24 protein-coding genes are annotated in these 22,668 nt (G+C 41.3%); 23 read left to right on the top strand and 1 reads right to left on the bottom strand.

Features of this window, described 5'->3' with window-relative positions; translation table 11 throughout:
* The first annotated feature begins 666 nt into the window (after positions 1 to 666).
* The 10 genes from D9X91_RS20590 (at position 667) to rsmI (ending at position 8,420) form a co-directional block, all read left to right on the top strand.
* Positions 667 to 870, top strand: a complete 204-nt coding sequence (locus D9X91_RS20590) for a sigma factor G inhibitor Gin (RefSeq protein ID WP_121682540.1) — start codon at positions 667 to 669, stop codon at positions 868 to 870.
* A 120-nt stretch (positions 871 to 990) separates the two neighbouring features.
* A complete protein-coding gene (locus D9X91_RS20585; protein ID WP_121682531.1) occupies positions 991 to 2,424 on the top strand; it encodes an aminotransferase class I/II-fold pyridoxal phosphate-dependent enzyme in 1,434 nt (477 codons plus the stop codon).
* A gap of 108 nt (positions 2,425 to 2,532) precedes the next feature.
* Complete coding sequence (gene tmk / locus D9X91_RS20580) at positions 2,533 to 3,171, top strand: dTMP kinase (RefSeq protein ID WP_121682530.1); 639 nt, start codon at positions 2,533 to 2,535, stop codon at positions 3,169 to 3,171.
* A 434-nt stretch (positions 3,172 to 3,605) separates the two neighbouring features.
* Positions 3,606 to 3,935 (top strand): cyclic-di-AMP receptor, encoded by a 330-nt coding sequence (locus D9X91_RS20575; protein WP_121682529.1) that lies wholly within the window; start codon positions 3,606 to 3,608, stop codon positions 3,933 to 3,935.
* A 232-nt stretch (positions 3,936 to 4,167) separates the two neighbouring features.
* Positions 4,168 to 5,172, top strand: a complete 1,005-nt coding sequence (gene holB / locus D9X91_RS20565; RefSeq protein WP_121682528.1) for a DNA polymerase III subunit delta' — start codon at positions 4,168 to 4,170, stop codon at positions 5,170 to 5,172.
* On the top strand, positions 5,165 to 5,992 hold the full coding sequence (locus D9X91_RS20560) for a PSP1 domain-containing protein (protein WP_121682527.1): 828 nt from the start codon (positions 5,165 to 5,167) through the stop codon (positions 5,990 to 5,992). Before holB ends, D9X91_RS20560 begins: the two co-directional genes overlap by 8 nt.
* 13 nt (positions 5,993 to 6,005) lie before the next feature.
* Positions 6,006 to 6,383 carry a DNA replication initiation control protein YabA gene (yabA, locus tag D9X91_RS20555; protein WP_121682539.1) on the top strand — a complete coding sequence of 126 codons (378 nt, stop codon included), beginning with the start codon at positions 6,006 to 6,008 and terminating at the stop codon, positions 6,381 to 6,383.
* A gap of 166 nt (positions 6,384 to 6,549) precedes the next feature.
* Positions 6,550 to 7,293 (top strand): tRNA1(Val) (adenine(37)-N6)-methyltransferase, encoded by a 744-nt coding sequence (locus tag D9X91_RS20550; RefSeq protein WP_121682526.1) that lies wholly within the window; start codon positions 6,550 to 6,552, stop codon positions 7,291 to 7,293.
* Complete coding sequence (locus tag D9X91_RS20545; RefSeq protein ID WP_121682525.1) at positions 7,280 to 7,570, top strand: GIY-YIG nuclease family protein; 291 nt, start codon at positions 7,280 to 7,282, stop codon at positions 7,568 to 7,570. Before D9X91_RS20550 ends, D9X91_RS20545 begins: the two co-directional genes overlap by 14 nt.
* On the top strand, positions 7,548 to 8,420 hold the full coding sequence (gene rsmI, locus D9X91_RS20540) for a 16S rRNA (cytidine(1402)-2'-O)-methyltransferase (RefSeq protein WP_121682524.1): 873 nt from the start codon (positions 7,548 to 7,550) through the stop codon (positions 8,418 to 8,420). Before D9X91_RS20545 ends, rsmI begins: the two co-directional genes overlap by 23 nt.
* Positions 8,421 to 8,667: 247 nt before the next feature.
* Here the strand turns inward: rsmI and D9X91_RS20535 are convergent, their stop codons facing one another.
* Entirely contained in the window at positions 8,668 to 8,952 is a 285-nt protein-coding gene (locus D9X91_RS20535) for an AbrB/MazE/SpoVT family DNA-binding domain-containing protein (RefSeq protein WP_121682523.1), read from the bottom strand.
* A 502-nt stretch (positions 8,953 to 9,454) separates the two neighbouring features.
* Between D9X91_RS20535 and metG the strand changes: the two genes are divergently transcribed.
* The 13 genes from metG (at position 9,455) to glmU (ending at position 22,661) form a co-directional block, all read left to right on the top strand.
* A complete protein-coding gene (gene metG, locus D9X91_RS20530; protein ID WP_121682522.1) occupies positions 9,455 to 11,413 on the top strand; it encodes a methionine--tRNA ligase in 1,959 nt (652 codons plus the stop codon).
* Between the two features lie 344 nt (positions 11,414 to 11,757).
* Entirely contained in the window at positions 11,758 to 12,528 is a 771-nt protein-coding gene (locus D9X91_RS20525) for a TatD family hydrolase (RefSeq protein WP_121682521.1), read from the top strand.
* Between the two features lie 222 nt (positions 12,529 to 12,750).
* Positions 12,751 to 13,950 (top strand): G5 and 3D domain-containing protein, encoded by a 1,200-nt coding sequence (locus D9X91_RS20520; protein ID WP_233569876.1) that lies wholly within the window; start codon positions 12,751 to 12,753, stop codon positions 13,948 to 13,950.
* A 157-nt stretch (positions 13,951 to 14,107) separates the two neighbouring features.
* Entirely contained in the window at positions 14,108 to 14,668 is a 561-nt protein-coding gene (gene rnmV, locus D9X91_RS20515; RefSeq protein WP_121682520.1) for a ribonuclease M5, read from the top strand.
* Positions 14,661 to 15,539 (top strand): 16S rRNA (adenine(1518)-N(6)/adenine(1519)-N(6))-dimethyltransferase RsmA, encoded by an 879-nt coding sequence (gene rsmA / locus D9X91_RS20510; RefSeq protein ID WP_121682519.1) that lies wholly within the window; start codon positions 14,661 to 14,663, stop codon positions 15,537 to 15,539. Before rnmV ends, rsmA begins: the two co-directional genes overlap by 8 nt.
* Before the next feature lie 227 nt (positions 15,540 to 15,766).
* On the top strand, positions 15,767 to 16,645 hold the full coding sequence (gene yabG, locus D9X91_RS20505; RefSeq protein ID WP_199738150.1) for a sporulation peptidase YabG: 879 nt from the start codon (positions 15,767 to 15,769) through the stop codon (positions 16,643 to 16,645).
* 199 nt (positions 16,646 to 16,844) lie between these two features.
* Complete coding sequence (gene veg, locus D9X91_RS20500; RefSeq protein WP_121682518.1) at positions 16,845 to 17,114, top strand: biofilm formation stimulator Veg; 270 nt, start codon at positions 16,845 to 16,847, stop codon at positions 17,112 to 17,114.
* Positions 17,115 to 17,248: 134 nt separating this feature from the next.
* Positions 17,249 to 17,431 (top strand): small, acid-soluble spore protein, alpha/beta type, encoded by a 183-nt coding sequence (locus D9X91_RS20495; protein ID WP_121682536.1) that lies wholly within the window; start codon positions 17,249 to 17,251, stop codon positions 17,429 to 17,431.
* A gap of 376 nt (positions 17,432 to 17,807) precedes the next feature.
* Positions 17,808 to 18,677 (top strand): 4-(cytidine 5'-diphospho)-2-C-methyl-D-erythritol kinase, encoded by an 870-nt coding sequence (ispE, locus tag D9X91_RS20490; protein WP_121682517.1) that lies wholly within the window; start codon positions 17,808 to 17,810, stop codon positions 18,675 to 18,677.
* Between the two features lie 68 nt (positions 18,678 to 18,745).
* A complete protein-coding gene (purR, locus tag D9X91_RS20485) occupies positions 18,746 to 19,579 on the top strand; it encodes a pur operon repressor (RefSeq protein ID WP_121682516.1) in 834 nt (277 codons plus the stop codon).
* Positions 19,580 to 19,593: 14 nt separating this feature from the next.
* Entirely contained in the window at positions 19,594 to 19,968 is a 375-nt protein-coding gene (locus D9X91_RS20480) for a RidA family protein (RefSeq protein WP_121682515.1), read from the top strand.
* 833 nt (positions 19,969 to 20,801) lie between these two features.
* A complete protein-coding gene (spoVG, locus tag D9X91_RS20475) occupies positions 20,802 to 21,095 on the top strand; it encodes a septation regulator SpoVG (RefSeq protein ID WP_121682514.1) in 294 nt (97 codons plus the stop codon).
* Positions 21,096 to 21,290: 195 nt separating this feature from the next.
* On the top strand, positions 21,291 to 22,661 hold the full coding sequence (glmU, locus tag D9X91_RS20470) for a bifunctional UDP-N-acetylglucosamine diphosphorylase/glucosamine-1-phosphate N-acetyltransferase GlmU (RefSeq protein ID WP_407644212.1): 1,371 nt from the start codon (positions 21,291 to 21,293) through the stop codon (positions 22,659 to 22,661).
* Positions 22,662 to 22,668 lie beyond the last annotated feature (7 nt).

Raw genomic sequence — 22,668 nt, 5'->3', positions numbered from 1 at the left:
ACTGTTTATTTGTTAAAAAAAGCAGTTGATCGGAGCGGAAGGTGCGAGACTCCGGAGGGCTCAGCGGGATAGGTGAGACCCCGCAGCGAAGCGAGGAGGTATAGGGCGGATGTTCGATTAAGTTCGGCACGTCCTCGAAAAATGCCAGGCATTTTTCTTCGTGCGAGGCCGCTCGGAAAGCGAGCATCCTTCCGCGGAAATCAACCCTTCCATCCAATCGCTTATTTATCAAACACCAAGATTACAAAAGATCCTGATTGAAAAACACCAAATATGATGAAAAAACGGTCTTCATTTCTCTTATGGAGACAAAACACCATAAGAATAGCCGCAAATTTCCCCTAAACGTTCCGAGGAGCACATTTTCTCTTGGAAAACCACCAAGATATCTGCGAAAATCTCAATATATCGATTATTCTACATATCTCGACAAACTCGTCTCTCTTTGATCACCCCACCGCATATCAAGCTTTCCGCACCTCAGATCAACCCCGCTGCGAATTACTCAAAAACAATGAATTTGAGAAATCTTTTCTAGACAAACACAGACAAAATTCAGGTTACATACACTATACAGAGTGTTCATTTTCAGTCTATTTGAATTGCTGAAATTGTGTATACAATAGGGGTATGCGGGGCAGACTAGGGTGTATGGAGGTGGAGGAATTGAGTGCTTTGGTTTCAAAGTATAAAGTCGGGGAAGCTTGTATTGTTTGTGAAGAGCATAAGTCAAAAGGGATACATCTCTACACTTCTTTTATCTGCAGGGATTGCGAGGAAGACATGGTTCATACAGATACAAAGGATCCAAAATACAAATATTATATTAATCAATTAAAAAAAATCACGACTCCGGAAATATATTCTTAAAACCAAGCATAGAGAAAACTGCTTGGTTTTTTCATGCCCGAACCCAAGGGAGTTTCTCTTTTTTCCCTTCTCCATGTGGTGTACAATCAGGTAAGAAGAAAGCTGCAGGAGTGAAAGAAAATGAATCAAGATCAAATCCCTATATATGAGGCATTAATCAATCATTTGAACAGGCATCCACAATCTTTCCATGTACCCGGTCATAAAAATGGAAATTTTCTTCCAAAATGGATAGATGACCGCTTCAAGAAGTTTTTGGCCTTCGATGTCACTGAATTAAATGGATTGGATGACTTTCATTCCCCAGAAGGTGTCATTGCTCAGGCGGCAGATCTTTTATCGGGGCTTTACCATTCATATAAAAGCTTCTTTTTGGTCAACGGCTCCACGGTCGGAAATCTGGCGATGATTATGGGAGTGTGTGAAGAAGGGGATATTGTATTTGTACAACGGAATTGCCATAAATCCATCCTCCATGCATTAATGATCAGAAATGTCACGCCTGTATTCCTAAAACCCTCCATTCATGAGGAATGGGAAGTGCCGGTAGGGGTCGAACCTCAAGCATTGAGGGATGCCTATCGAGAATTCCCTCAAGTAAAGGCATGCATATTTACTTATCCGAATTATTACGGACTTACATATAATATCGAAGAATTGATTGATATTTGCCATGAAATGGGATCCTATGTACTAGTAGATGAGGCTCATGGCGCCCATTTTCGTATAGGCAGCCCTTTTCCTCAATCTTCAATGGAGCTGGGGGCAGATGTCGTTGTGCAGTCTGCCCACAAAACGCTTCCGGCGATGACAATGGGGTCGTTTCTGCACATCCAGAACGATGGAGTACCAATAAAGAAAATCGAGTTTTATTTGTCCTCTTTGCAGTCAAGCAGTCCTTCATATCCGATCATGGCATCGCTGGACATTTCAAGGGCCTATCTCGCAGGAATGGATCGAATGGATATTCTGTATACCTTGAAAATGAAGCAGCAATTGGTGGATGGCCTGACAAAAGTACAGGGCGTTCAGATTCTCGACAATGGTGCAGAGCAGGACCCATTGAAAATAACGGTACGAGTCAATGGCTTATCAGGCTATGATGTCCAAAAGAGGCTGGAGGGACATGGAATAGATGTAGAGCTGGCAGATCCACTTCAGGTTTTGCTTATTTTTCCGCTGTTGAAGTCAGGGGACTGCTATCAGATAAATGAAATTGTTGAGAAGTGGGAAATGGCCATGCAAGGATCAAAGGGCATAACAAAACTTTCGGGAAATAATATTGAAGTCGGGACATCCTATCAACTGCTGGACATGCCCTTCAAAGAAACCATCAATCGAGAATTCTCATGGTGCAAACTAGAAGAAGCAGTAGGGAGAATATCAGCGAAAATGGTTATTCCTTATCCTCCGGGAATCCCTCTGCTGCTTCCAGGAGAAAGAATAGGAATTGAACAATTGACTGCGTTGAAAAGTTACAAGAATTCAGGTGCTCATTTTCAAGGAGAACACCGCTTAAAAGAAGGCAAGATTGCGGTATTTGACCAGCTCTGAAAGAGTGCTGATTTAGATATGAATTTTATTGGGAATGAAAGGTCCTGAAGAAAAAGATATAGTATACTGAGAGGACATGAAGTTAGAAGAAGGTTCGGAGGTTTAACGATGAAAGGAATTTTTATTACAGGTGAAGGGCCCGAGGGTGCCGGAAAAACATCCATATTGAATCGGCTCGCAAAGGAATTTTCAGATAAGGGCTACCCGATTCTCCTGACTAGGGAGCCGGGTGGTATTTCAATAGCGGAAAAAGTCCGCGAAGTGATCCTCGATCCAAAGAATACTGAGATGGACGCACGCACAGAGGCGCTTTTATATGCCGCAGCAAGAAGGCAGCATTTGGTTGAAAAAGTAAGACCAGCCCTTGAAAGTGGAGCAATTGTGCTATGTGATCGATTTATCGACAGTTCACTGGCCTATCAAGGATATGCACGCGGCCTTGGCATTGACGAAGTATATGAAATGAACCTGTTTGCCACACAGGAAATGATGCCTGATGCCACGCTCTATTTTGATATTGAGCCTGAACAGGGACTTAAAAGAATTGAGATGCATAAAGGCCGGGAAGTAAACCGTTTAGATTTGGAAGCAATCGATTTCCATCATAAAGTGTGTGAAGGGTATGAAATCTTATTGGACAAATTCGCAGATCGAATGCACAAAATTGATGCTTCAGGTACATTTGAACAAGTTTATGAGCAAGCAAAACAGACTTTCAAAGAAATTATCCGTGCACACGGAAAATAAATGATTTGATTGAATCCGTTTAACCTGAATCATCCACGGATTCATCTTTGCTAAAGGCTGTTATCGTAAGGTTTGTTGCTATTCAAAAAAGGGTGTGCATAGTTGGTTTTAGCTGCAGGGTCTCACCTGGCCCGCCCTAGCCCTCCGGAGTCTCGCACCTACCGCTCCAATCAACATCACACTTAGAAAAATCCCCTTGCTAAAAGTCTTATTCAAACCGATAAATGAATGGTGGAGCCTCGAAGCGATCATTTCTTCGAGGCTTTTTTTAAAAGGAATACAGATTTTCTTTACTTTTTTATGCAGTTAGGGCCAGCTCCGCTTTTCGGTTTTTGCAGGGTTTCTCTATGGCCCTGAAGAATACATGTATACAACTTAAATTATTGATATAATAGACTATAAGACATTTCGGAAAAATTCTGGAGGAATGAAAAATGAAATTAATTATGGCAGTTGTCCAAGACCAAGACAGCAATCGATTATCAAGTGCGCTCGTTGATCATAATTTTCGTGCGACCAAGCTGGCTAGCACTGGGGGGTTCTTGAAGTCTGGCAATACAACCTTCATGATCGGAACGGAGGATATTCGGGTTGAAAAAGCCTTGCAGGTCATCAAGGATAGCTGCAGTTCTCGGGAACAATTGGTTGCACCCGTTTCTCCGATGGGGGGAAATGCCGATTCATATGTACCATATCCTGTCGAAGTAGAGGTTGGGGGAGCAACGGTGTTTGTTCTTCCGATTGAACAATTCCATCAATTTTAATGAGGAAACTTCGTCCAAGAAGCGGACGATTCCCATCGCACACCTGGTAGGCAACATTTGCCGGAGTAAATGTGCCCAAATCAATTCGGCAAGGGCAGGAAATTAAAAATCGTCGAAACCATTGATCAAGAACTCGTCGGTTTGACCGAGACGTTATTGGATAAAGAAAAAAATCCATAGATGTATTAAGTAAAATAGGAGAAATAAAAGGACAGGGTGAGTGATTAGAAGTATGAAGACATGGGAGCAATTCAAAACGGTCCAGCCCGTAGCCATGAAAATGATTGAAAACAGTCTTGAAAAGAACCGTGTAGCCCATGCCTACTTATTTGATGGAGAAAGAGGGACAGGAAAAAGGGAAGCAGGCTACCTGTTTGCGAAAAGTCTATTTTGTGATGATCCCATTGGACGTTATATTCCCTGTGAACAATGTATAAACTGTAAAAGGATCAATCATGGCAACCATCCGGATGTTCATGTGATTGAACCTGATGGGTTGTCGATTAAAAAGGGACAAATTCAGGAACTTCAAGCAGAATTCAGCAAGACTGGGGTTGAATCCAATAAAAAACTATATATCATCGTCCATGCTGATAAAATGACGGTGAATGCGGCAAACAGTTTATTGAAATTTTTGGAAGAGCCACACGCGGAAACGATGGCAATCCTTCTCACAGAACAGGTGCACAGGATTCTTCCTACCATCATATCGCGTTGTCAATTAATCAATTTCAGGCCGCTTCCGCCTGAAATTCTAAAGGATAATCTCCAAAAAGAGGGTGTCCATCCCCATATGGCTCCCTTACTGGCAAGTTTGACAAATAATTTTGATGAAGCAATGCAGCTAAACAGTGAAGAGTGGTTTGCACAAGCTAGAAAAATAGTGTTAAAATTATATGAAGGCCTTAAAAAAAGCCCGCTTCAAGCCATGGTAGGTTTACAGGATGAATGGTTTGCGCATTTCAAAGAAAAATCGCAAATTGAACGCGGGTTGGAATTACTTCTTCTTATCTATAAGGATCTTCTTTATATACAAATAGACAGGGGAGAACAGCTAGTTTTTCCAGATTACCGCCAGCAGCTGGAAGCGGATGCGCTTCATACCTCAGCACGCCAATTATCGGATCAAATGACAGCCATTTTAGAAGCAAAACGGAAATTAATTTCAAATATGAATCCTCAGCTACTGTTGGAACAGCTTGTGCTAGAATTGCAGGGGGGATCTTCTTTTGTATAAAGTAGTAGGTATTCGATTTAAAAAAGCCGGAAAGATTTATTATTTTGATCCTGGTGACCTTGTAATCGAGAAGAACAGCTACGTCATCGTGGAAACCGCTCGCGGCGTCGAGCATGGAAAAGTTGTCGTCGAACGCAAGCAAGTAGACGAAAATGATGTAGTTCTGCCATTGAAGAAAGTCATTCGGATTGCAGACCATAAGGATCGTATGGTAATGGATGAAAATAAAGCAGCAGCAAAGGAAGCATATGATGTTTGCTGCGAAAAGATTTTAGAACATCAATTGGAAATGAAACTAGTTGATGTAGAATATACATTTGACCGTAATAAAGTAATTTTTTATTTTACAGCCGATGGACGAGTAGATTTCCGTGAGCTAGTAAAAGATTTGGCTGCTATTTTCCGAACACGCATCGAATTGCGTCAAATCGGTGTGAGAGATGAGGCAAAAATGCTGGGTGGAATCGGTCCATGTGGACGCATGTTGTGCTGTTCAACGTTTTTAGGGGATTTTGAGCCTGTCTCCATAAAGATGGCGAAGGATCAAAACCTCTCATTAAACCCAACAAAAATTTCTGGTCTATGTGGACGATTAATGTGCTGTTTGAAATATGAGAATGATGAGTATGAAGCAGCCAAAGAAGAACTTCCGGATCTTGGCGAAACGATCAAGACTCCTATAGGAACCGGCAAAGTGGTAGGGCTTAACATTTTGGAACGGGTTCTCCAAGTGGAGCTGCCAGAGCAGGAGCGCGTTCTTGAATTCACATTGGAAGAAATTTTGAATGAAGGTGCCGTTTCGATTCAAGCAAGAGATTAATGAGGTGGAACCAGTGGACAAAAAAGAATTCTTTGATTCAGTCAGTAATATGGAACTGCAAATAGGACATTTATATCAGCAACTGGGAGATTTAAAGCAGGATCTTGCCAAAATTATCGAAGAAAATAATTCTCTTCAGCTGGAGAATGAACATTTGCGACGCCGACTGGAACAGACGGAGAGCGTCAAGCGCAAGCCTTCTCCAGGAGATGGATCACGAAAAGATCATGGTGATGGTGACTATGATGATCGCAACTTGGATATTGGAGAAGGGTATGATAACTTGGCTCGCCTCTACCAGGAAGGTTTTCATATTTGCAACGTCCATTTTGGAAGTCCACGAAAAGATGAAGACTGCTTGTTCTGCCTGTCTTTTTTAAATAAAAAGTAACGTATCATCAGGGCTGACTCATATTGGAGCCATGCACCCCAATCTCAAAACTCGAAAGAATGAGCAACTGGCTGAACATTTAGGCGAGTGAGTTTCTGGAGGTAGCGTGCAGGCACCTATGGGTCGGGCCTTTTTTTATATTATTTATCTGTGTTGGAGGCAAGAGATGGTTCAGCTGAAAAATGACGAAAGATTAGATTACTTACTAGCAGAGGATTTAAGAATTATCCAAAGTCCAACCGTTTTCTCGTTTTCGATTGATGCTGTCCTGTTAGCAAGGTTTGCTCAGGTGCCATTCCGGAAAGGGAAAATTATTGATCTTTGTTCAGGAAATGGCGTCATTCCGTTAATTTTAAGTACGAAGACGAAATGCCCCATTACAGCAGTCGAGATCCAGCAGCGGCTGTCGGATATGGCAGAGCGGAGTGTGAATTACAATCAGCTGGACGGACAAATCAATGTCATCAATGGGAATATTAAGGATATGCCTGAGCTGCTTGGTCATGGTAAATATGAGGCGATTACGTGTAATCCACCGTATTTTGTCACCCCTTCCAAGGAAGTAATCAACCCTAACGAACATTTGGCCATCGCCAGGCATGAAATATTATGCACCTTGGAGGATGTCATTCGGGTGACGAGCCGACTCTTAAAACAAGGAGGGAAAGCTGCGTTTGTCCATCGTCCCGGAAGGCTTATGGATATTTTGACCTTGATGCGCCAATTCCGAATTGAACCGAAGCGGCTGAGGTTTGTCTACCCGAAAATGGGAAAGGAAGCCAATACAATTCTAATCGAAGGAATAAAAGATGGAAGACCCGATTTAAAAATTTTGCCTCCATTATACATTCATACAGACGATAACCAATATTCAGAGGAAGTGCGGGAAATGTTGTATGGAGACCGCTGAGCCTAACCATTTCTTTTATGTTTTGGAATGCAGGGATGGCTCGTATTACGGGGGATATACGATCGATCTCGAACGGAGAATCAAGCAGCATAATGAAGGCAAAGGGGCAAAGTATACAAGGGCCCGCAGGCCGGTGAAAATGATTTATTCACACCCTTTTTCGACAAAAACGGAAGCACTTCGGGCTGAGTATGAATTTAAGCAGTTAAGGAGATCTCAAAAAGAACGTTATTTGAAAGAGGCGATTGAAGCTTATGCAGCAACAAAAGAGCTTTGAACAAGAAGATTCAAAAGGTATCCTTTATCTCGTGCCTACTCCGATTGGGAATTTGGAGGATATGACCTATAGGTCCATACGAATCCTGAAGGAAGCTGACATCATTGCGGCCGAGGATACAAGGAACACAAAGAAACTTTGCAACTACTTTGAAATCGATACACGCATCGTCAGCTACCATGAACATAATAAAGAAAGCAGCGGCAGCCAATTGATCAGCTTGTTGAAGGAAGGAAAAAAGGTGGCATTGGTCAGCGATGCAGGAATGCCTGCAATTTCCGATCCAGGATATGAGCTGGTGGAATCCTCGCTTGATGAAGGCCTCACCGTCGTTCCGCTTCCCGGTGCCAATGCTGGCTTGACCGCCCTCATTGCATCTGGAATCATGACCCAGCCATTTTATTTTTATGGTTTTCTCCAAAGGGGAAAAAAGGATAAAAAAGAAGAATTGACACAATTAAAGAAACAAGATGCAACAATCATCCTATATGAGTCCCCACATCGGCTAAAGGAGACGCTGCACCTTCTTCATGAAATATTGGGAAATCGAAAAATGGCTATTTGCCGGGAGCTTACTAAGAAGTATGAGGAATTTATCCGTGGAACAACAGAAGAATTGATTCATTGGTCCCAAGAGGGTGAAGTCAGGGGAGAATTTTGCCTGATCATTGAAGGAAGCGAAGAAGTACCAGGGGAAGAAGAAAACGTTTGGTGGGAGGGTTTGACACTCAAAGAGCATGTTGAACATTATATCGACCAGGACATAAAGTCAAAGGAAGCGGTCAAAAAAGCTGCACTTGATCGAAATATTCCTAAAAGAGATGTATATGCGGCGTATCATATTGAATAAGAAGGCTGCTTTCTAAAAAATTGTTGTTTTAAAGGTTCCTTTAAAAGTTGATTGAAGGGGAAGGTGCGAGACTCCGCCCGCCCTGCGGAAATTAACAGCGGTGTATGATTAATATCAACAAACATTCCGAGAAGAGGCAATAAGAAAGAGGCTGTCCCAAAATATGGACAGCCTCTTTTATATCGACGGACACAAACGGTGATTGATGCCCGAATATATTTAAATGGCAGTGATGGCAGTGTTGTTATTACTTAGCTGAAGAAAAGGAATCTTGAATTTCTTTCAATAGCTGTTCTGCACCTTCACGGCTTAAAATTAATTTTCCATCGGCAAGTTTCACATTATCTTCGGAAACTTCACCAGTGATTTGGCAAGTCATGCTTGGCTTATATTTTTTTAGGATAATTCTCTCGTCGTCCACATAGATTTCCAATGCGTCTTTTTCAGCGATTCCTAATGTGCGACGCAATTCAATCGGAATCACCACACGACCTAATTCATCAACTTTACGAACAATACCTGTAGATTTCATTTCTTTATTCTCCTCTCGAAAATAGGATGTATATTTTCTATATATCTATTCGTCATTTTTCGACAATTTTCTTGACTTGCTCTTATCATACCAGCCATTCCCAAATTCGTCAATCACTAAATATGTAAAAATATATAATTTGTAATGCTTGTAAAACCCTTGTCATATCAATGTTCATCAACCGTTTCCAGCAATTGGATTACAATGATTATGGAATAAATATGTAAGAATACTCCATGTTAAAAATGTCGAATGAATGGAGCTATATCCTCATTTTTCGACAAAATTCGACAAAAACTTCGATTTGTTATGGGAAAATTAAGAAAAAAGAAACGCGATCTTGTTGCAGAATCAGCGATTTTTAGGTATATTTTGATGATATAAGAGGTTATCATGAAAACATATGTATGGCCCATATCCGGCAGCCTTTATCATAAAATGCTCTCGTGCTATTGGGCGAGGGTTTTTTCTACATAGTGATTATTCTAGGAGGGTTCATGTAATGAAGGAAAAATTGAAAACATTCTATATAACTACCCCGATCTATTACCCAAGCGGCAATTTGCATATTGGACATGCCTATACAACCGTTGCTGGTGACGCAATGGCACGATATAAAAGAATGCGTGGCTTCGATGTCATGTATTTAACCGGGACGGATGAACATGGACAAAAAATCCAACGGAAAGCCGAAGAAAAAGGGATTTCCCCACAGGAATATGTTGATGGGATTGTCGAGGGCATTCAAGAACTGTGGAACAAGCTGGACATTTCCTACAACGATTTTATTCGGACAACACAGCCTCGACACAAGGAAATTGTCGAAAAAATATTTAAGAAGCTTTTAGATCAAGGTGACATCTACTTGGATCAGTACGAAGGGTGGTACTGTACACCATGTGAATCCTTCTTTACTGAAAGACAGCTGGTTGATGGGAAATGTCCGGATTGCGGAAGGCCGGTTGAAAAAGTAAAAGAAGAGTCCTATTTCTTCAAAATGAGTAAATATGTCGATCGACTTCTTCAATATTATGAAGAAAACCCAGAATTCATCCAGCCAGAATCCCGAAAAAATGAAATGATCAATAACTTCATCAAACCAGGTCTGGAGGACTTGGCGGTATCCAGAACGACATTCGATTGGGGAGTAAAAGTTCCCGGTGACCCTAAGCATGTCATTTATGTATGGATCGATGCTTTGTCGAATTACATCACTGCCCTTGGTTATGGTACAGACCATGATGCCAATTATCTTAAATATTGGCCTGCTGACGTACACCTTGTCGGTAAGGAAATCGTCCGTTTCCATACAATCTATTGGCCGATCATGCTGATGGCTTTGGACTTGCCGCTTCCGAAAAAGGTGTTTGCCCATGGGTGGCTATTGATGAAGGACGGGAAAATGTCAAAATCCAAAGGGAATGTAGTCGATCCAGTTACATTGATTGACCGATATGGCCTGGATGCACTTAGATACTATTTATTGCGTGAAGTTCCGTTTGGGTCCGATGGTGTATTTACGCCTGAAGGATTTGTTGAAAGAGTGAACTTTGACTTGGCTAATGACTTAGGAAACTTATTAAATAGAACAATTGCAATGATCAATAAATACTTCGATGGAGTGATTCCTGAATATAAAGGATCTGAAGGTGAGTTTGATCAACAGCTCCTTAGCATGAACAAAGAGACAATCGTGAAATATGAAGAAGCGATGGAAAATATGGAATTCTCAGTAGCGCTCTCTGCTGTATGGCAGCTAATCAGCCGTTCCAATAAATATATTGATGAAACACAGCCATGGGTGCTTGCCAAGGATGAAGCGAGTCGCGATGAATTAGCGAACGTGATGGTTCATTTGGCAGAGTCTCTCAGGAGGGTCGCTGTTTTGCTTCAGCCTTACTTAACGGCTGCACCTAAAAAGATATTTGAACAATTGAATGTGGTGGATGAATCTCTTCAATCTTGGGAAAGCTTGGAGACATTCGGCATGATTCCTGCAGGAGCGGAAGTAGTGAAAAAAGGAGAGCCGATCTTCCCGCGCCTAGACGTGCAGGAAGAAGTGGACTACATTAAGAATCAGATGACCGGCGGAGTACCTCAAGAAGCTCCTAAGGAAGAAGTCAAAGCACCGGAAGTGGATGAAATCACCATCGATGACTTTATGAAAGTTGAACTTCGAGTGGCAGAGGTCATTCACGCTGAGCCTGTCAAGAAGACAGACAAGCTGCTTAAAATCCAATTGGATTTAGGCTATGAAAAGCGTCAAGTTGTTTCGGGCATCGCTAAGTTTTATACTCCAGATCAGCTTAAAGGGAAAAAAGTTATCTGCGTCACCAACTTGAAACCTGTGAAGCTGAGAGGCGAGTTGTCTGAAGGAATGATATTGGCGGGTGAAAAAGATGGAGTTCTGTCATTGGCTTCAGTTGATCAAGCTCTGGAAAACGGCGCAAAAGTAAAATAATAGAAATTCTCCATTGAAGATTAGCGGAAACGATTTTTTACTGAATAGTTGTTTCCGGAACAGAGTAGTATTGGTAAATAAATGATTTTAAGTTTGGAAAAATAACATAGGATGTTTCACGTGAAACAAATTTCGACGTGATTCTCCTATGTTTTTTTTATTATTCTAGAATAATAATGATGATGAAAAATCAACATTATAAGACTAATTCTTCTATTAATAGAAAACATAAAATATTTCAATATAATATAGAACGCAAATTATTTTTACTGCTTTCTTTACTCGGGTAATATATAAAGGAAGATGGTATATCAAACAACCACAATAAGGAGTGTAAATAGAGAATGCTTTTTGACACACATGTTCACTTGAATGCTGAACAATTCAATGAAGATTTAGAGGAAGTGCTCGAGAGGGCGAAAGAAGCAGGGGTAGAGAAAATGGTAGTGGTAGGGTTCGATCGTCCGACTATAGAACGCGCAATGGAATTGATCGAAAAGTATGATTATTTATACGCAAGTGTCGGCTGGCACCCTGTTGATGCAATTGACATGAAAGAAGAAGACCTTGAATGGATCGAACAATTAACGGAACATCCTAAAGTGGTCGCACTAGGGGAAATGGGATTGGATTATCATTGGGATAAATCGCCAAAGGATATTCAGAAGGAAGTTTTCCGCAAGCAGATCCGCTTGGCTAAAAAAGTGAAAATGCCAATTATCATTCATAATCGTGAAGCTACCCAGGATATCGTGGATATTTTAAGAGAAGAAGGCGCGGAAGAAGTAGGTGGAATCATGCATTGCTTCAGCGGCAGCCCGGAAACCGCAAAGGAATGTGTAGATATGAATTTCTATATTTCCTTGGGAGGTCCCGTGACATTCAAAAACGCTAAAAAACCGAAAGAAGTAGCGATGGAAATTCCAATCGAAAAAATGTTGATCGAAACTGATTGTCCCTATTTGGCTCCTCATCCAAACAGAGGAAAACGGAATGAGCCTTCTTATGTAAAATTGGTTGCTGAGGAAATCTCCCGTTTGAAAGAACTCCCATACGAGGAAGTTGCCAAAAAAACAACAGAAAATGCACATAAATTATTCGACATTAAACGCTAAAATTATTTGTCGATTTGTAGCAAAGCTTGTCCAAATCATTAGTATTTCCAAAAAGTTCTACACATCTTCCTTCTCTCATAGGATAATCATGTCGATAAGTTGCCCTTCACATTTTATAGGACATTATGCATAATAGGGATTACGTTCTGTAAAAAAGAGGCAATGGGTTGACAGTCGTTGTGATAGTCTATATAATCTCTCCGAGAGAAGGAGGCGTTTTTCATGAAGATCATTAACATGAAAAACCTGTTTTCCAAATCGATAAGTAAGAAGAAGTGGGCAATCATTTCTAGTAGTTTACTAGTCTTTCTCACAGTCACTGGAATCTTATTTTTTGAAGGAACAAAAAAGACTGTGGCACTCACTCTTGATGGCGAAAAGAAAATTATTAAGACACACGCAAACACCATAGCAGATATATTAAAAAACCAAAAAATTTCTGTTCGCTCAGAAGATTACTTATTCCCCTCGGGAAACACCAAGGTGAAAGATAACCTTAGTGTGGTGTGGGAGCCGGCAAAACAGGTACAATTGACAGTTGGGGATCATAAGAAAAAGGTTTGGACTACCGCAAATACGGTGCAAGAGCTTTTACTGGAAGAACATGTGGATTTGGGAGAACATGATAAAATCCATCCGGGTGTTCAATCGAAGATCAAAGACAACATGAATATCAATATTGATAATGCATTTGCATTTACTTTAGTGGATGGTGGGAAAAAGAAAAAGGTTTGGTCCACTTCGACTACGGTCGCTGACTTTTTAGAGCAACATGGAATAAAACTCAAAACTTTAGATCGAGTTCAACCCAATCTAAAACAAGAGTTGCAGCCTGAAGATGTCGTAAATATCGTACGAGTTGAAAAAGTCACCGATGTAGTGGAAGAACCCACGGATTTTGCCGTTGTCACAAAGAAAGACCCGAAATTGGCAAAAGGCAAGAAAAAAGTTGTTCATGAAGGTAAAAAGGGTGCAGTCTCCAAAAAATATGAAGTGGTTAAAGAAAATGGCAAAGAGGTTTCCAGAAAGCTGTTAAGCACAAAGAAAGTCCGTGATAGCGAAGACAAAGTGGTAGCTGTCGGGACAAAAGTATTTACAGCGATGGCATCTCGCGGAAAGCCAGAAGGCGGAGGCAAAGAGTTCTTCGTCAATTCCACAGCATATACAGCTAATTGCAACGGATGCTCAGGGCATACTGCCACTGGCATCAATTTGAAATCGAATCCAAATGCAAAAGTTATTGCAGTCGATCCAAGTGTCATCCCATTAGGAACAAAAGTTTACGTTGAAGGCTATGGTTATGCAGTTGCAGCAGACACAGGCTCTGCTATAAATGGTTATAAAATCGATGTTTTCTTCTCATCGAAATCCCAAGCATATCATTGGGGAAGAAAGCGGGTCAGAATCAAGATATTAAATTAAAAGGCAGGGGACTTCCTCTGCTTTTTTTTCATTTTGGTGCATCTTCATATATAATGGTTAATCATAATCAATTTCGCTTTCAAATAATTAGACGATTCATGTTACAGAAATGTTTCAAGTTTTTATCAAAAATGTAATAAAAATTTTCGGAGGAAAAATGAAAATAAAAGAAATCATTGTTGTAGAAGGAAAAGACGATACAACTGCTATACAGAGAGCTGTCGAAGCGGATACAATTGAAACCAATGGCTCTGCTGTTTCACAAGAAACGATTGAAAAAATTCGGCTGGCACAGCGTACACGAGGCGTCATCATCTTCACAGATCCCGATTATCCAGGGGAGAAAATACGCAAGACCATTGCTGCGGAAGTTTCCGGCTGCAAGCACGCTTTTATCCCTAAAAATGAAGCAAAGCCAAAAGCGGGAAAAGGAATCGGCGTTGAGCATGCAACGTGCGAATCGATAAGAGAAGCGTTAAAGGATGCTCACATCATGGATTCTCCCATTCAGGAGCTCATCACCCAGGAGGACCTAATCGATGCCGGTCTGATCGGGGGCACGCGTTCCAAGGAGAGGCGTACACGATTGGGTGAAGTCCTTAAAATAGGCTATACGAATGGAAAACAGCTTCACAAAAGACTGATGATGTTTCAAATTACAAAAGAAGCTTTTGCCGATGCGATAAGTAAGGTCATACAGGAGGAGCAAGATGCATAAAGATATAGCGACACCCATCCGAACAAAAGAAATATTAAAGAAATACGGTTTTTCATTTAAAAAGAGTTTAGGGCAGAACTTTTTGATCGATCCCAATATATTAAGAAAAATAACTGAATACGCGGGACTTACAGAGAAGTCAGGGTCGATCGAGGTTGGACCGGGTATTGGAGCGTTGACAGAGCACCTTGCCCGAAATTCAAAAAAAGTCCTATCTTTTGAAATAGACCAGCGTCTATTGCCGATCCTTCAGGACACTCTATCCCCTTATGACAACGTTAAAATTGTCAATGAAGATATTTTAAAGGCGGATGTCAAACAAGTGATCGAAGAAGAGTTTGAGGGAATTGAAGATATCATGGTCGTTGCCAATCTTCCGTATTATGTAACGACGCCGATCATCATGAAGCTGCTATCTGATAAAATTCCTTTAAGAGGGATCGTCGTCATGCTTCAAAAAGAAGTCGCTGATCGGATTTCCGCCAAGCCTGGCACAAAAGAGTACGGCTCTCTCTCAATTGCGATTCAATATTATACCCAAGCCGAAACGGTTATGGTTGTACCGAAAACAGTCTTTATGCCGCAGCCAAATGTCGACTCCGCGGTCATCCGCCTGACGACGAGGGAAAAACCTGCTGTCGATGTCATAGATGAGGAGTTTTTCTTCCAAGTCACAAGGGCTTCTTTTGCACAAAGAAGAAAAACGATCCTGAATAACTTAACGAGCCAGCTGCCTGACGGAAAAAGCAAGAAAGAAGTAATCCTCGGCAGCTTGGAAAAAGCGGGAATCGAACCGACAAGGCGTGGAGAGACACTGTCTCTGGATGAGTTTGCCCGTATCAGCAATGAACTCCATCCCCATTTTAAATAAGCAAGCAATGAACATACTTGGCTGCTGTCCGATGCCGAGTATGTTTTTTTAGGCAAGGGATCAGGAAATTGGGCAAATTTCTTGAGCCGAATTTTCCATCTACCCGTGTATGTGAACCCTTCCGTGGAAATCCCAATAAGAATGGTTCGAATAAATCACACCTCCACTATCGTTTGCATAGCTTATCAAAAGGTAATGACATACAGCGTTCAATGGAGTTGACAACCGTGAACATTCAAATAAATTCAATTGTCGGCCGAATTTCACATCAATGCGACGTCCTATTCAGGGTCATTGATCTTAAAGAATCCGATGGCCAAAAGGTTGCCGTACTGTATGGAGAAGATTATCGGCTGATCGCAGATGCGGCTTTTGATGACCTGGTAGTGATCGATCCTTATGAACAGCTCAAAATATCAAAGGAGTTTCGCTCACTCGAAGAACAGTCATATGAGTTGTTTCAGCAAGATATCGAATTGCTAATGCAGCGTCAGGAGTATACGTCTACAAGCGGGTATCACCATGATTTCAGTTATTTTCAGGTGCCGGGAAGAGTGCTGCATATAGATGGCGATCCTGCCTATCTGCAGAAATGCCTCAGTCTTTACGAAAAAATAGGCGTTCCCGTATACGGAGTCCACTGCAATGAAAAGGAAATGCATTTGCGAATAGGTGATTTAATCGAAAAATACCGTCCTGATATATTAGTGATCACCGGTCATGATGCATACTCAAAATCAAAAGGGAAAAAATCCGATATCAACGCCTACAGGCATTCTAAATACTTTGCAAAAACTGTCAGGGAAGCAAGGAGAAGAGTTCCCCATTTAGATCAGCTCGTCATATTTGCAGGGGCCTGCCAGTCGCATTTTGAATCCTTGATCCATGCAGGCGCTAATTTTGCTAGTTCCCCGCTAAGGGTCAACATACATGCATTGGATCCCGTTTATATCGTTGCCAAAATCAGCTTTACTCCTTTTATGGAGAGAATCAACGTGCTCGATGTTTTAAGGAATACTTTAACGGGGGAAAAAGGACTGGGCGGGATAGAGACAAAAGGTGTACTGCGGACCGGAATGCCTTTTAAACCAACGATTGATGAATGAAGCCGATAATATTTCGGCTTTTTTTATATTCTTTACATAATCAAGAAAAAGATGGATATGCTAATATTGTAGAAATAAGCACGAAATTGTTGAATAAAAGTTGTTGACAACTTCATGCATTGATTGTTAAAATAATAAATTTGCTTGACTTCAATTTACATATTGTGTTATAATTTGAACATAGTGAGGTGGAAGCGCAATGCCAAAAACATTAGCGGACATAAAGAAAGCTCTTGATTCAAATTTAGGAAAACGACTTATGCTAAAGGCTAACGGTGGAAGACGAAAAACGATTGAACGTTCCGGCGTATTAGCAGAAACATATCCTTCCGTTTTTATCGTCGAGTTAGATCAGGATGAAAATTCGTTTGAACGTGTATCATACAGCTATGCGGATGTACTCACTGAGACAGTTCAATTAACTTTCTATGAAGATACAACTAGAAATTTAGTTCTTGGGCAGCAGTAGACAATTTGTTTGCTGCTTTTTATTTTGCCTTGATTCATTTCTACATATTGGTACTTCAGGATGAAAAACATAAAATTGTTTATATGGTTCCTCCATACACTAAGCGTGTAACATGCAAAAAGGGGGAAATCTTAATGGCAAGAAGAAACGGGATTATGTCTTATGATTTGAAAGTGGAATTGGCAAAAGAACTGGGCTTTTACGATACCGTCGAAAAAGAAGGATGGGGCGGCATAACATCCAGGGACGCCGGCAACATGGTCAAGAGGGCCGTGGAGCTTGCACAGCAACAGTTGTCCAATCATCCCAACTCGTAAAACGATTCGTTCCTTGCTCGAATTATATGTTGTATGTTACTTAGGGGCTGACTCATTCGTGTGTACATCAGACACCTGCACCAATCATCCCTGAAAGGGAGAGGCGCAGGGACCGCGAATGGAGTCGCTCTTTTTATAATTATTCGGAAATGTTGGGTATTTTAAATGTTTTTTTTAATCAATAATACAATATTTTCGCTGATTCGACGTAAAGTGCGAGACTCCAAAGGGCTCATTGCCCGCCCCTCGGAACGCAAGCATCCTGCAGCGGAAATCCTAAAAGAACGCGATATTTTTTTCGAAATATAAACTAATTGGATTCTTTATGTTAAAATAGGACAAAATATTTCGTTTTATCGTTAAGTAGGTGAAAGTATTGAAGCTTCTTGTGAAAGCTCCAGCAAAAATCAATTTGTCATTGGATGTTTTACATAAAAGACCGGATGGATTTCATGAGGTTGAAATGGTGATGACAACAATTGACTTAGCAGACCGGATTGAATTAGCTGAAGTGAAAGGCAACCAAATAAGCATTGAATCTCAGAATCGATTCGTACCCGATGACCAGCGTAACCTTGCCTATCAAGCAGCAAAGCTGTTGAAGGAAAGGTATCAAGTTCCGACAGGGGTTTCCATTACGATCGACAAAACCATCCCGGTGGCGGCAGGCCTTGCTGGAGGGAGCAGTGATGCTGCAGCAACACTCCGTGGATTGAACAAACTTTGGAACTTGGGACTATCAATGGAGCAATTGGCTGAGCTGGGATCAGAAATAGGTTCTGATGTCTCGTTTTGCGTATACGGGGGCACAGCGCTTGCAAAGGGGCGCGGGGAAAGGATCACCCATCTTTCGGCGCCTCCAAGCTGTTGGGTCATCTTGGCCAAGCCGTCCATCGGTGTATCGACAGCTGATGTATACCGAAACCTGAACGTGGAAAAAGTTCAGCATCCGGATACGAAAAAAATGATGGCTGCCATCGAAGAAGGCAGCTACTCAGGGGTATGCCGCCATTTGGGTAATGCCCTCGAAAGTGTAACATTGAATATGTACCCTGAAGTGGCGCATATAAAGGATCAAATGATACGGTTCGGTGCCGACTCTGTTTTAATGAGCGGAAGCGGGCCGACAGTGTTTGGACTTGTTCACCACGATTCAAGGCTGCAAAGGATTTATAATGGTTTAAGGGGCTTTTGCGATCAGGTTTTTGCGGTGCGAATGCTCGGAGAACGACTTCCTCTTGATTAAATCCGTACAATAGTGATATATTAACTATAAAATATTCGGATTTTAATCTGTCAACAGGAGGATAACAAATGAAATTCCGTCGCAGTGAACGGTTGATTGATATGACGCACTATCTAGTCGAACATCCTCAGGAACTTGTTTCTTTAACTTTTTTTGCTGAAAGATACGGTTCTGCAAAATCTTCGATTAGTGAGGACTTGGCTATCGTAAAAGACACGTTTGAACAAAGAGGAATCGGAACGCTCCAAACAGTTCCGGGAGCAGCGGGTGGAGTGAAATTCATTTCAAAAATCGACCAAGATTCCGCCAAAGCGTTTATAGCAGAATTATGTCAGCTCATGGAACATTCGGATCGACTGTTGCCGGGCGGCTATCTATACATGACAGACATGCTGGGGACTCCCCGAATTGTCAATCAAGTAGGTAAACTGCTCGCGGCTGCTTTTTCAGAAAAAAAAATCGACCTTATCATGACAGTCGCGACTAAGGGGATTCCCATTGCGCATGCGGCTGCAAATTATTTAAATGTTCCAGTCGTCATTGTCCGGAGAGACAGCAAAGTTACAGAAGGATCGACCGTAAGCATCAATTATGTCTCCGGTTCGTCCAAGCGGATCCAGACGATGGTATTATCTAAGCGCAGCATTCGCGAGGGAGCCAATGTATTGATCATTGATGATTTCATGAAAGCAGGGGGAACGATAAACGGTATGATCAACCTCCTGGATGAATTTAACGCCAATTTGGCAGGAATCGGTGTTCTGGTCGAATCCGAGAATGCGGATGAGCGCCTGGTCGATGAATACGTATCATTGGTAAAGCTTAAAGATGTCGATGTAAAAGAGAAGAGTATTAAAGTGGTGGAAGGAAATTATTTTTCCACTTCAATTCCATTTTTATAAGGTGGTTATCTAAAATGAAAATCATTTCTACTCATGAAGCACCAGCAGCCATCGGCCCTTATTCTCAAGGGATCGTCGTCAATAACCTTTTTTACAGTTCAGGACAGATTCCGTTAACCGCGGAAGGTGTGATGACTGAAGGTGACGTCCAGGCACAGACACATCAAGTGTTTGCCAACCTCAAAGCTGTGCTTGCAGAAGCTGGAGCGTCACTTGAAACAGTCGTGAAAGCAACTGTCTTTATCAAAAATATGGACGATTTTGCAGCAATCAATGAAGTGTACGGTGAATATTTTCATACTCACAAACCTGCCAGATCATGTGTCGAAGTAGCGAGACTGCCTAAAGATGCATTAGTAGAGATCGAAGTGGTCGCCTTGGTAAAATAAGTTCATATTGATAGGAGCAGATCCCTACGTGCAGGGGTCTGTTTTTTTTTGTTTCTTTTTATTCGGGCTTTATTCGCGCGAAGTATATGGAAGGATGCTTGACCGATCTTGAGCGATCGACGGAGAAATGAATCCCTGTTTAAATGCGGAAGATCAAAAAATGGGCTATATGGTATTCGATTTTAGGTTGAAAAAATTGTATATAATCCCCAATTTAAATAGAGTTCAGTTTGTTCACAATGATTCGGCCAAAAAAATTAAAATTAACTTATTATTTTGGACAGTTGGAAATTTTATCAGCCGATTTCCCTGGAATATCAGTCGAAATTTCATTATATTGGTCAATTTACACGATATATCAGCCGAAATTTGGATATATCAATCGAATTCATTAATATATCGGCTAAACGACAAAAATCGACCATTTCCTCAATGCACTTTGACGCCCTCAATGTTTTTACATTAAGACATGATTCATTCGATGCAGCTCTTTTGGATTCTTGTATCTCGTATCTCGCATATTTTGTACTAAGCTGATTTTCCCATCTTTTCACTTCCGATCAAGCTGGTTCTGCTTCTCTTCATGTCCGGCTCCGGCAGTTAGAGGCTGTGAGATTTCCCTCAGCACGCTTACGATAAGTCAACATCGAATCGCTTGCCGCCCTTCGTGTTTCCCATATATCGCGGTGCTTCAGTCCAATGTCTTCGCATCTGATCAACCCACCTTCGCTTTTCTTTAAATTTTTTAAAAAATTTTACAATTCAAGAAGGATTATGCGAAGTTTCGTTGAATACATTAACTAGATTCAGCTAGGGAAAAGGTGGTGAACAGAATGGAAGTTACAGACGTAAGATTACGCCGTGTTAATACTGACGGAAGAATGAGAGCGATTGCATCAATTACGTTGGATAATGAATTTGTTGTCCATGATATTCGTGTGATTGATGGGAACAATGGCCTATTTGTAGCGATGCCAAGCAAACGTACGCCGGATGGCGAGTTTCGCGACATTGCCCACCCGATCAATTCTGGTACACGCGGCAAGATTCAAGAAGCTGTTTTAACAGAGTATCACCGTTTAGGAGAACTTGAAGAAATGGAATTAGAAGAAGCAGGTGCGTCCTAAAAGAATATTTGCAACAAGAGCCTACTCCAACGTAAGGCTCTTTTTTTCTGAGAATGTCTCCGGTCTTCCCCTCATTTTTGAAGAATATCCCTTGACAAAATCTTGTACTTTTATATGAATCCTTGAAATGATGGAGTTTTTGAGATATATTTTTTATGGACAAAAAGGATTATTGGAGGACCGTATATGACAAACATGAAAAGATTCTCCGTAATATTAGCGGCAGGTCAAGGAACAAGAATGAAGTCAAAATTATATAAAGTTCTACATCCAGTTTGCGGAAAGCCAATGGTTGAGCATGTTGTCGACCAAATTTCAGAGCTTGATATCAATAAGACGGTCACAATCGTTGGCCATGGAGCCGAACTCGTTCAGTCCCAGCTTGAAGGCAAAAGTGAATTTGCTCTGCAGGAAGAACAGCTTGGAACTGCTCACGCAGTCATGCAGGCAAAGAATGTTTTAGGCAGTCAAGAAGGTGTAACGCTGGTTGTCTGCGGCGACACTCCACTTATCAAAGCAAGTACGATGGAAGCATTGATTCAGCTTCATCAAGGTCAAGGCGCAAAAGCTACAATCTTAACGGCCCACGCCAATGATCCTACTGGCTATGGCCGCATCATTCGCAATGAAGAAGGTCATGTTGAAAAAATCGTTGAACATAAAGATGCCAGTGATGAAGAAAGAAAAGTAAAAGAAATCAATACCGGAACTTATTGTTTTGACAATCAAGCATTGTTTCAAGCGCTTGAAAACGTATCGAACGATAATTCACAAGGAGAATACTACCTTCCGGATGTCATCGAAATCCTTAAAGAGCAGGGAGAAATCGTTTCAGCGTATCAAACGGAAGATTTTGAAGAAACCCTTGGCGTCAATGATCGTGTTGCATTATCTGAGGCAGAGCGCATCATGAAAAAGCGCATCAATGAAAAACATATGCGAAATGGCGTAACTTTTATCGATTCTGCTAACACGTATATCGGGGCTGACGTTGAAATCGGAAGGGATACGGTGATTTATCCTGGTACCGTATTAAGTGGAAATACCATTATCGGTGAAGATTGTCAGATTGGTCCAAATACAGAAATTCAAAATTGCGAAATAGGCAGCAATACGGTGATTAAACAATCTGTTGCACACGATAGCTCTATCGGGCAAGATGTGAAAATTGGACCGTTTGCGCATATTCGTCCTCAATCAGATATTCATGATGAAGTAAAGATCGGAAATTTTGTTGAAATAAAAAAATCGGTTTTTGGCAAGGGTAGTAAAGCATCTCATTTAAGCTATATCGGGGATGCAGAAGTTGGCAGTGATGTGAATTTAGGCTGCGGCTCCATTACCGTTAATTATGATGGGAAGAATAAATTCTTGACCAAGATCGAAGATGGTGTATTTGTCGGATGCAACTCAAATCTGGTTGCCCCTGTCACAATCGGTAAAGGCGCGTATGTAGCAGCAGGTTCAACAATCACGGAGGATGTTCCTGGCGAAGCTTTATCTGTTGCAAGGGCGCGTCAAGTGAATAAGGAAAACTACGTTCAAAAACTAAATTTGAAGAAATAAACTGGAG

This window comes from Falsibacillus albus, assembly GCF_003668575.1.
Taxonomy (GTDB): domain Bacteria; phylum Bacillota; class Bacilli; order Bacillales; family DSM-25281; genus Falsibacillus; species Falsibacillus albus.
This window is presented reverse-complemented; position numbering and strand designations above follow the sequence as displayed.

Excerpts from the sequence above, each read along its gene's own strand:
- D9X91_RS20585 (WP_121682531.1), top strand. The coding sequence starts at position 991 with ATGAATCAAGATCAAATCCCTATATATGAGGCATTAATCAATCATTTG.
- tmk (WP_121682530.1), top strand. The coding sequence starts at position 2,533 with ATGAAAGGAATTTTTATTACAGGTGAAGGGCCCGAGGGTGCCGGAAAA.
- D9X91_RS20575 (WP_121682529.1), top strand. The coding sequence starts at position 3,606 with ATGAAATTAATTATGGCAGTTGTCCAAGACCAAGACAGCAATCGATTA.
- holB (WP_121682528.1), top strand. The coding sequence starts at position 4,168 with ATGAAGACATGGGAGCAATTCAAAACGGTCCAGCCCGTAGCCATGAAA.
- D9X91_RS20550 (WP_121682526.1), top strand. The coding sequence starts at position 6,550 with ATGGTTCAGCTGAAAAATGACGAAAGATTAGATTACTTACTAGCAGAG.
- D9X91_RS20545 (WP_121682525.1), top strand. The coding sequence starts at position 7,280 with ATGGAGACCGCTGAGCCTAACCATTTCTTTTATGTTTTGGAATGCAGG.
- rsmI (WP_121682524.1), top strand. The coding sequence starts at position 7,548 with ATGCAGCAACAAAAGAGCTTTGAACAAGAAGATTCAAAAGGTATCCTT.
- D9X91_RS20535 (WP_121682523.1), bottom strand. The coding sequence starts at position 8,952 with ATGAAATCTACAGGTATTGTTCGTAAAGTTGATGAATTAGGTCGTGTG.
- metG (WP_121682522.1), top strand. The coding sequence starts at position 9,455 with ATGAAGGAAAAATTGAAAACATTCTATATAACTACCCCGATCTATTAC.
- D9X91_RS20525 (WP_121682521.1), top strand. The coding sequence starts at position 11,758 with ATGCTTTTTGACACACATGTTCACTTGAATGCTGAACAATTCAATGAA.
- D9X91_RS20520 (WP_233569876.1), top strand. The coding sequence starts at position 12,751 with ATGAAGATCATTAACATGAAAAACCTGTTTTCCAAATCGATAAGTAAG.
- rnmV (WP_121682520.1), top strand. The coding sequence starts at position 14,108 with ATGAAAATAAAAGAAATCATTGTTGTAGAAGGAAAAGACGATACAACT.
- rsmA (WP_121682519.1), top strand. The coding sequence starts at position 14,661 with ATGCATAAAGATATAGCGACACCCATCCGAACAAAAGAAATATTAAAG.
- veg (WP_121682518.1), top strand. The coding sequence starts at position 16,845 with ATGCCAAAAACATTAGCGGACATAAAGAAAGCTCTTGATTCAAATTTA.
- D9X91_RS20495 (WP_121682536.1), top strand. The coding sequence starts at position 17,249 with ATGGCAAGAAGAAACGGGATTATGTCTTATGATTTGAAAGTGGAATTG.
- purR (WP_121682516.1), top strand. The coding sequence starts at position 18,746 with ATGAAATTCCGTCGCAGTGAACGGTTGATTGATATGACGCACTATCTA.
- D9X91_RS20480 (WP_121682515.1), top strand. The coding sequence starts at position 19,594 with ATGAAAATCATTTCTACTCATGAAGCACCAGCAGCCATCGGCCCTTAT.
- spoVG (WP_121682514.1), top strand. The coding sequence starts at position 20,802 with ATGGAAGTTACAGACGTAAGATTACGCCGTGTTAATACTGACGGAAGA.
- glmU (WP_407644212.1), top strand. The coding sequence starts at position 21,291 with ATGAAAAGATTCTCCGTAATATTAGCGGCAGGTCAAGGAACAAGAATG.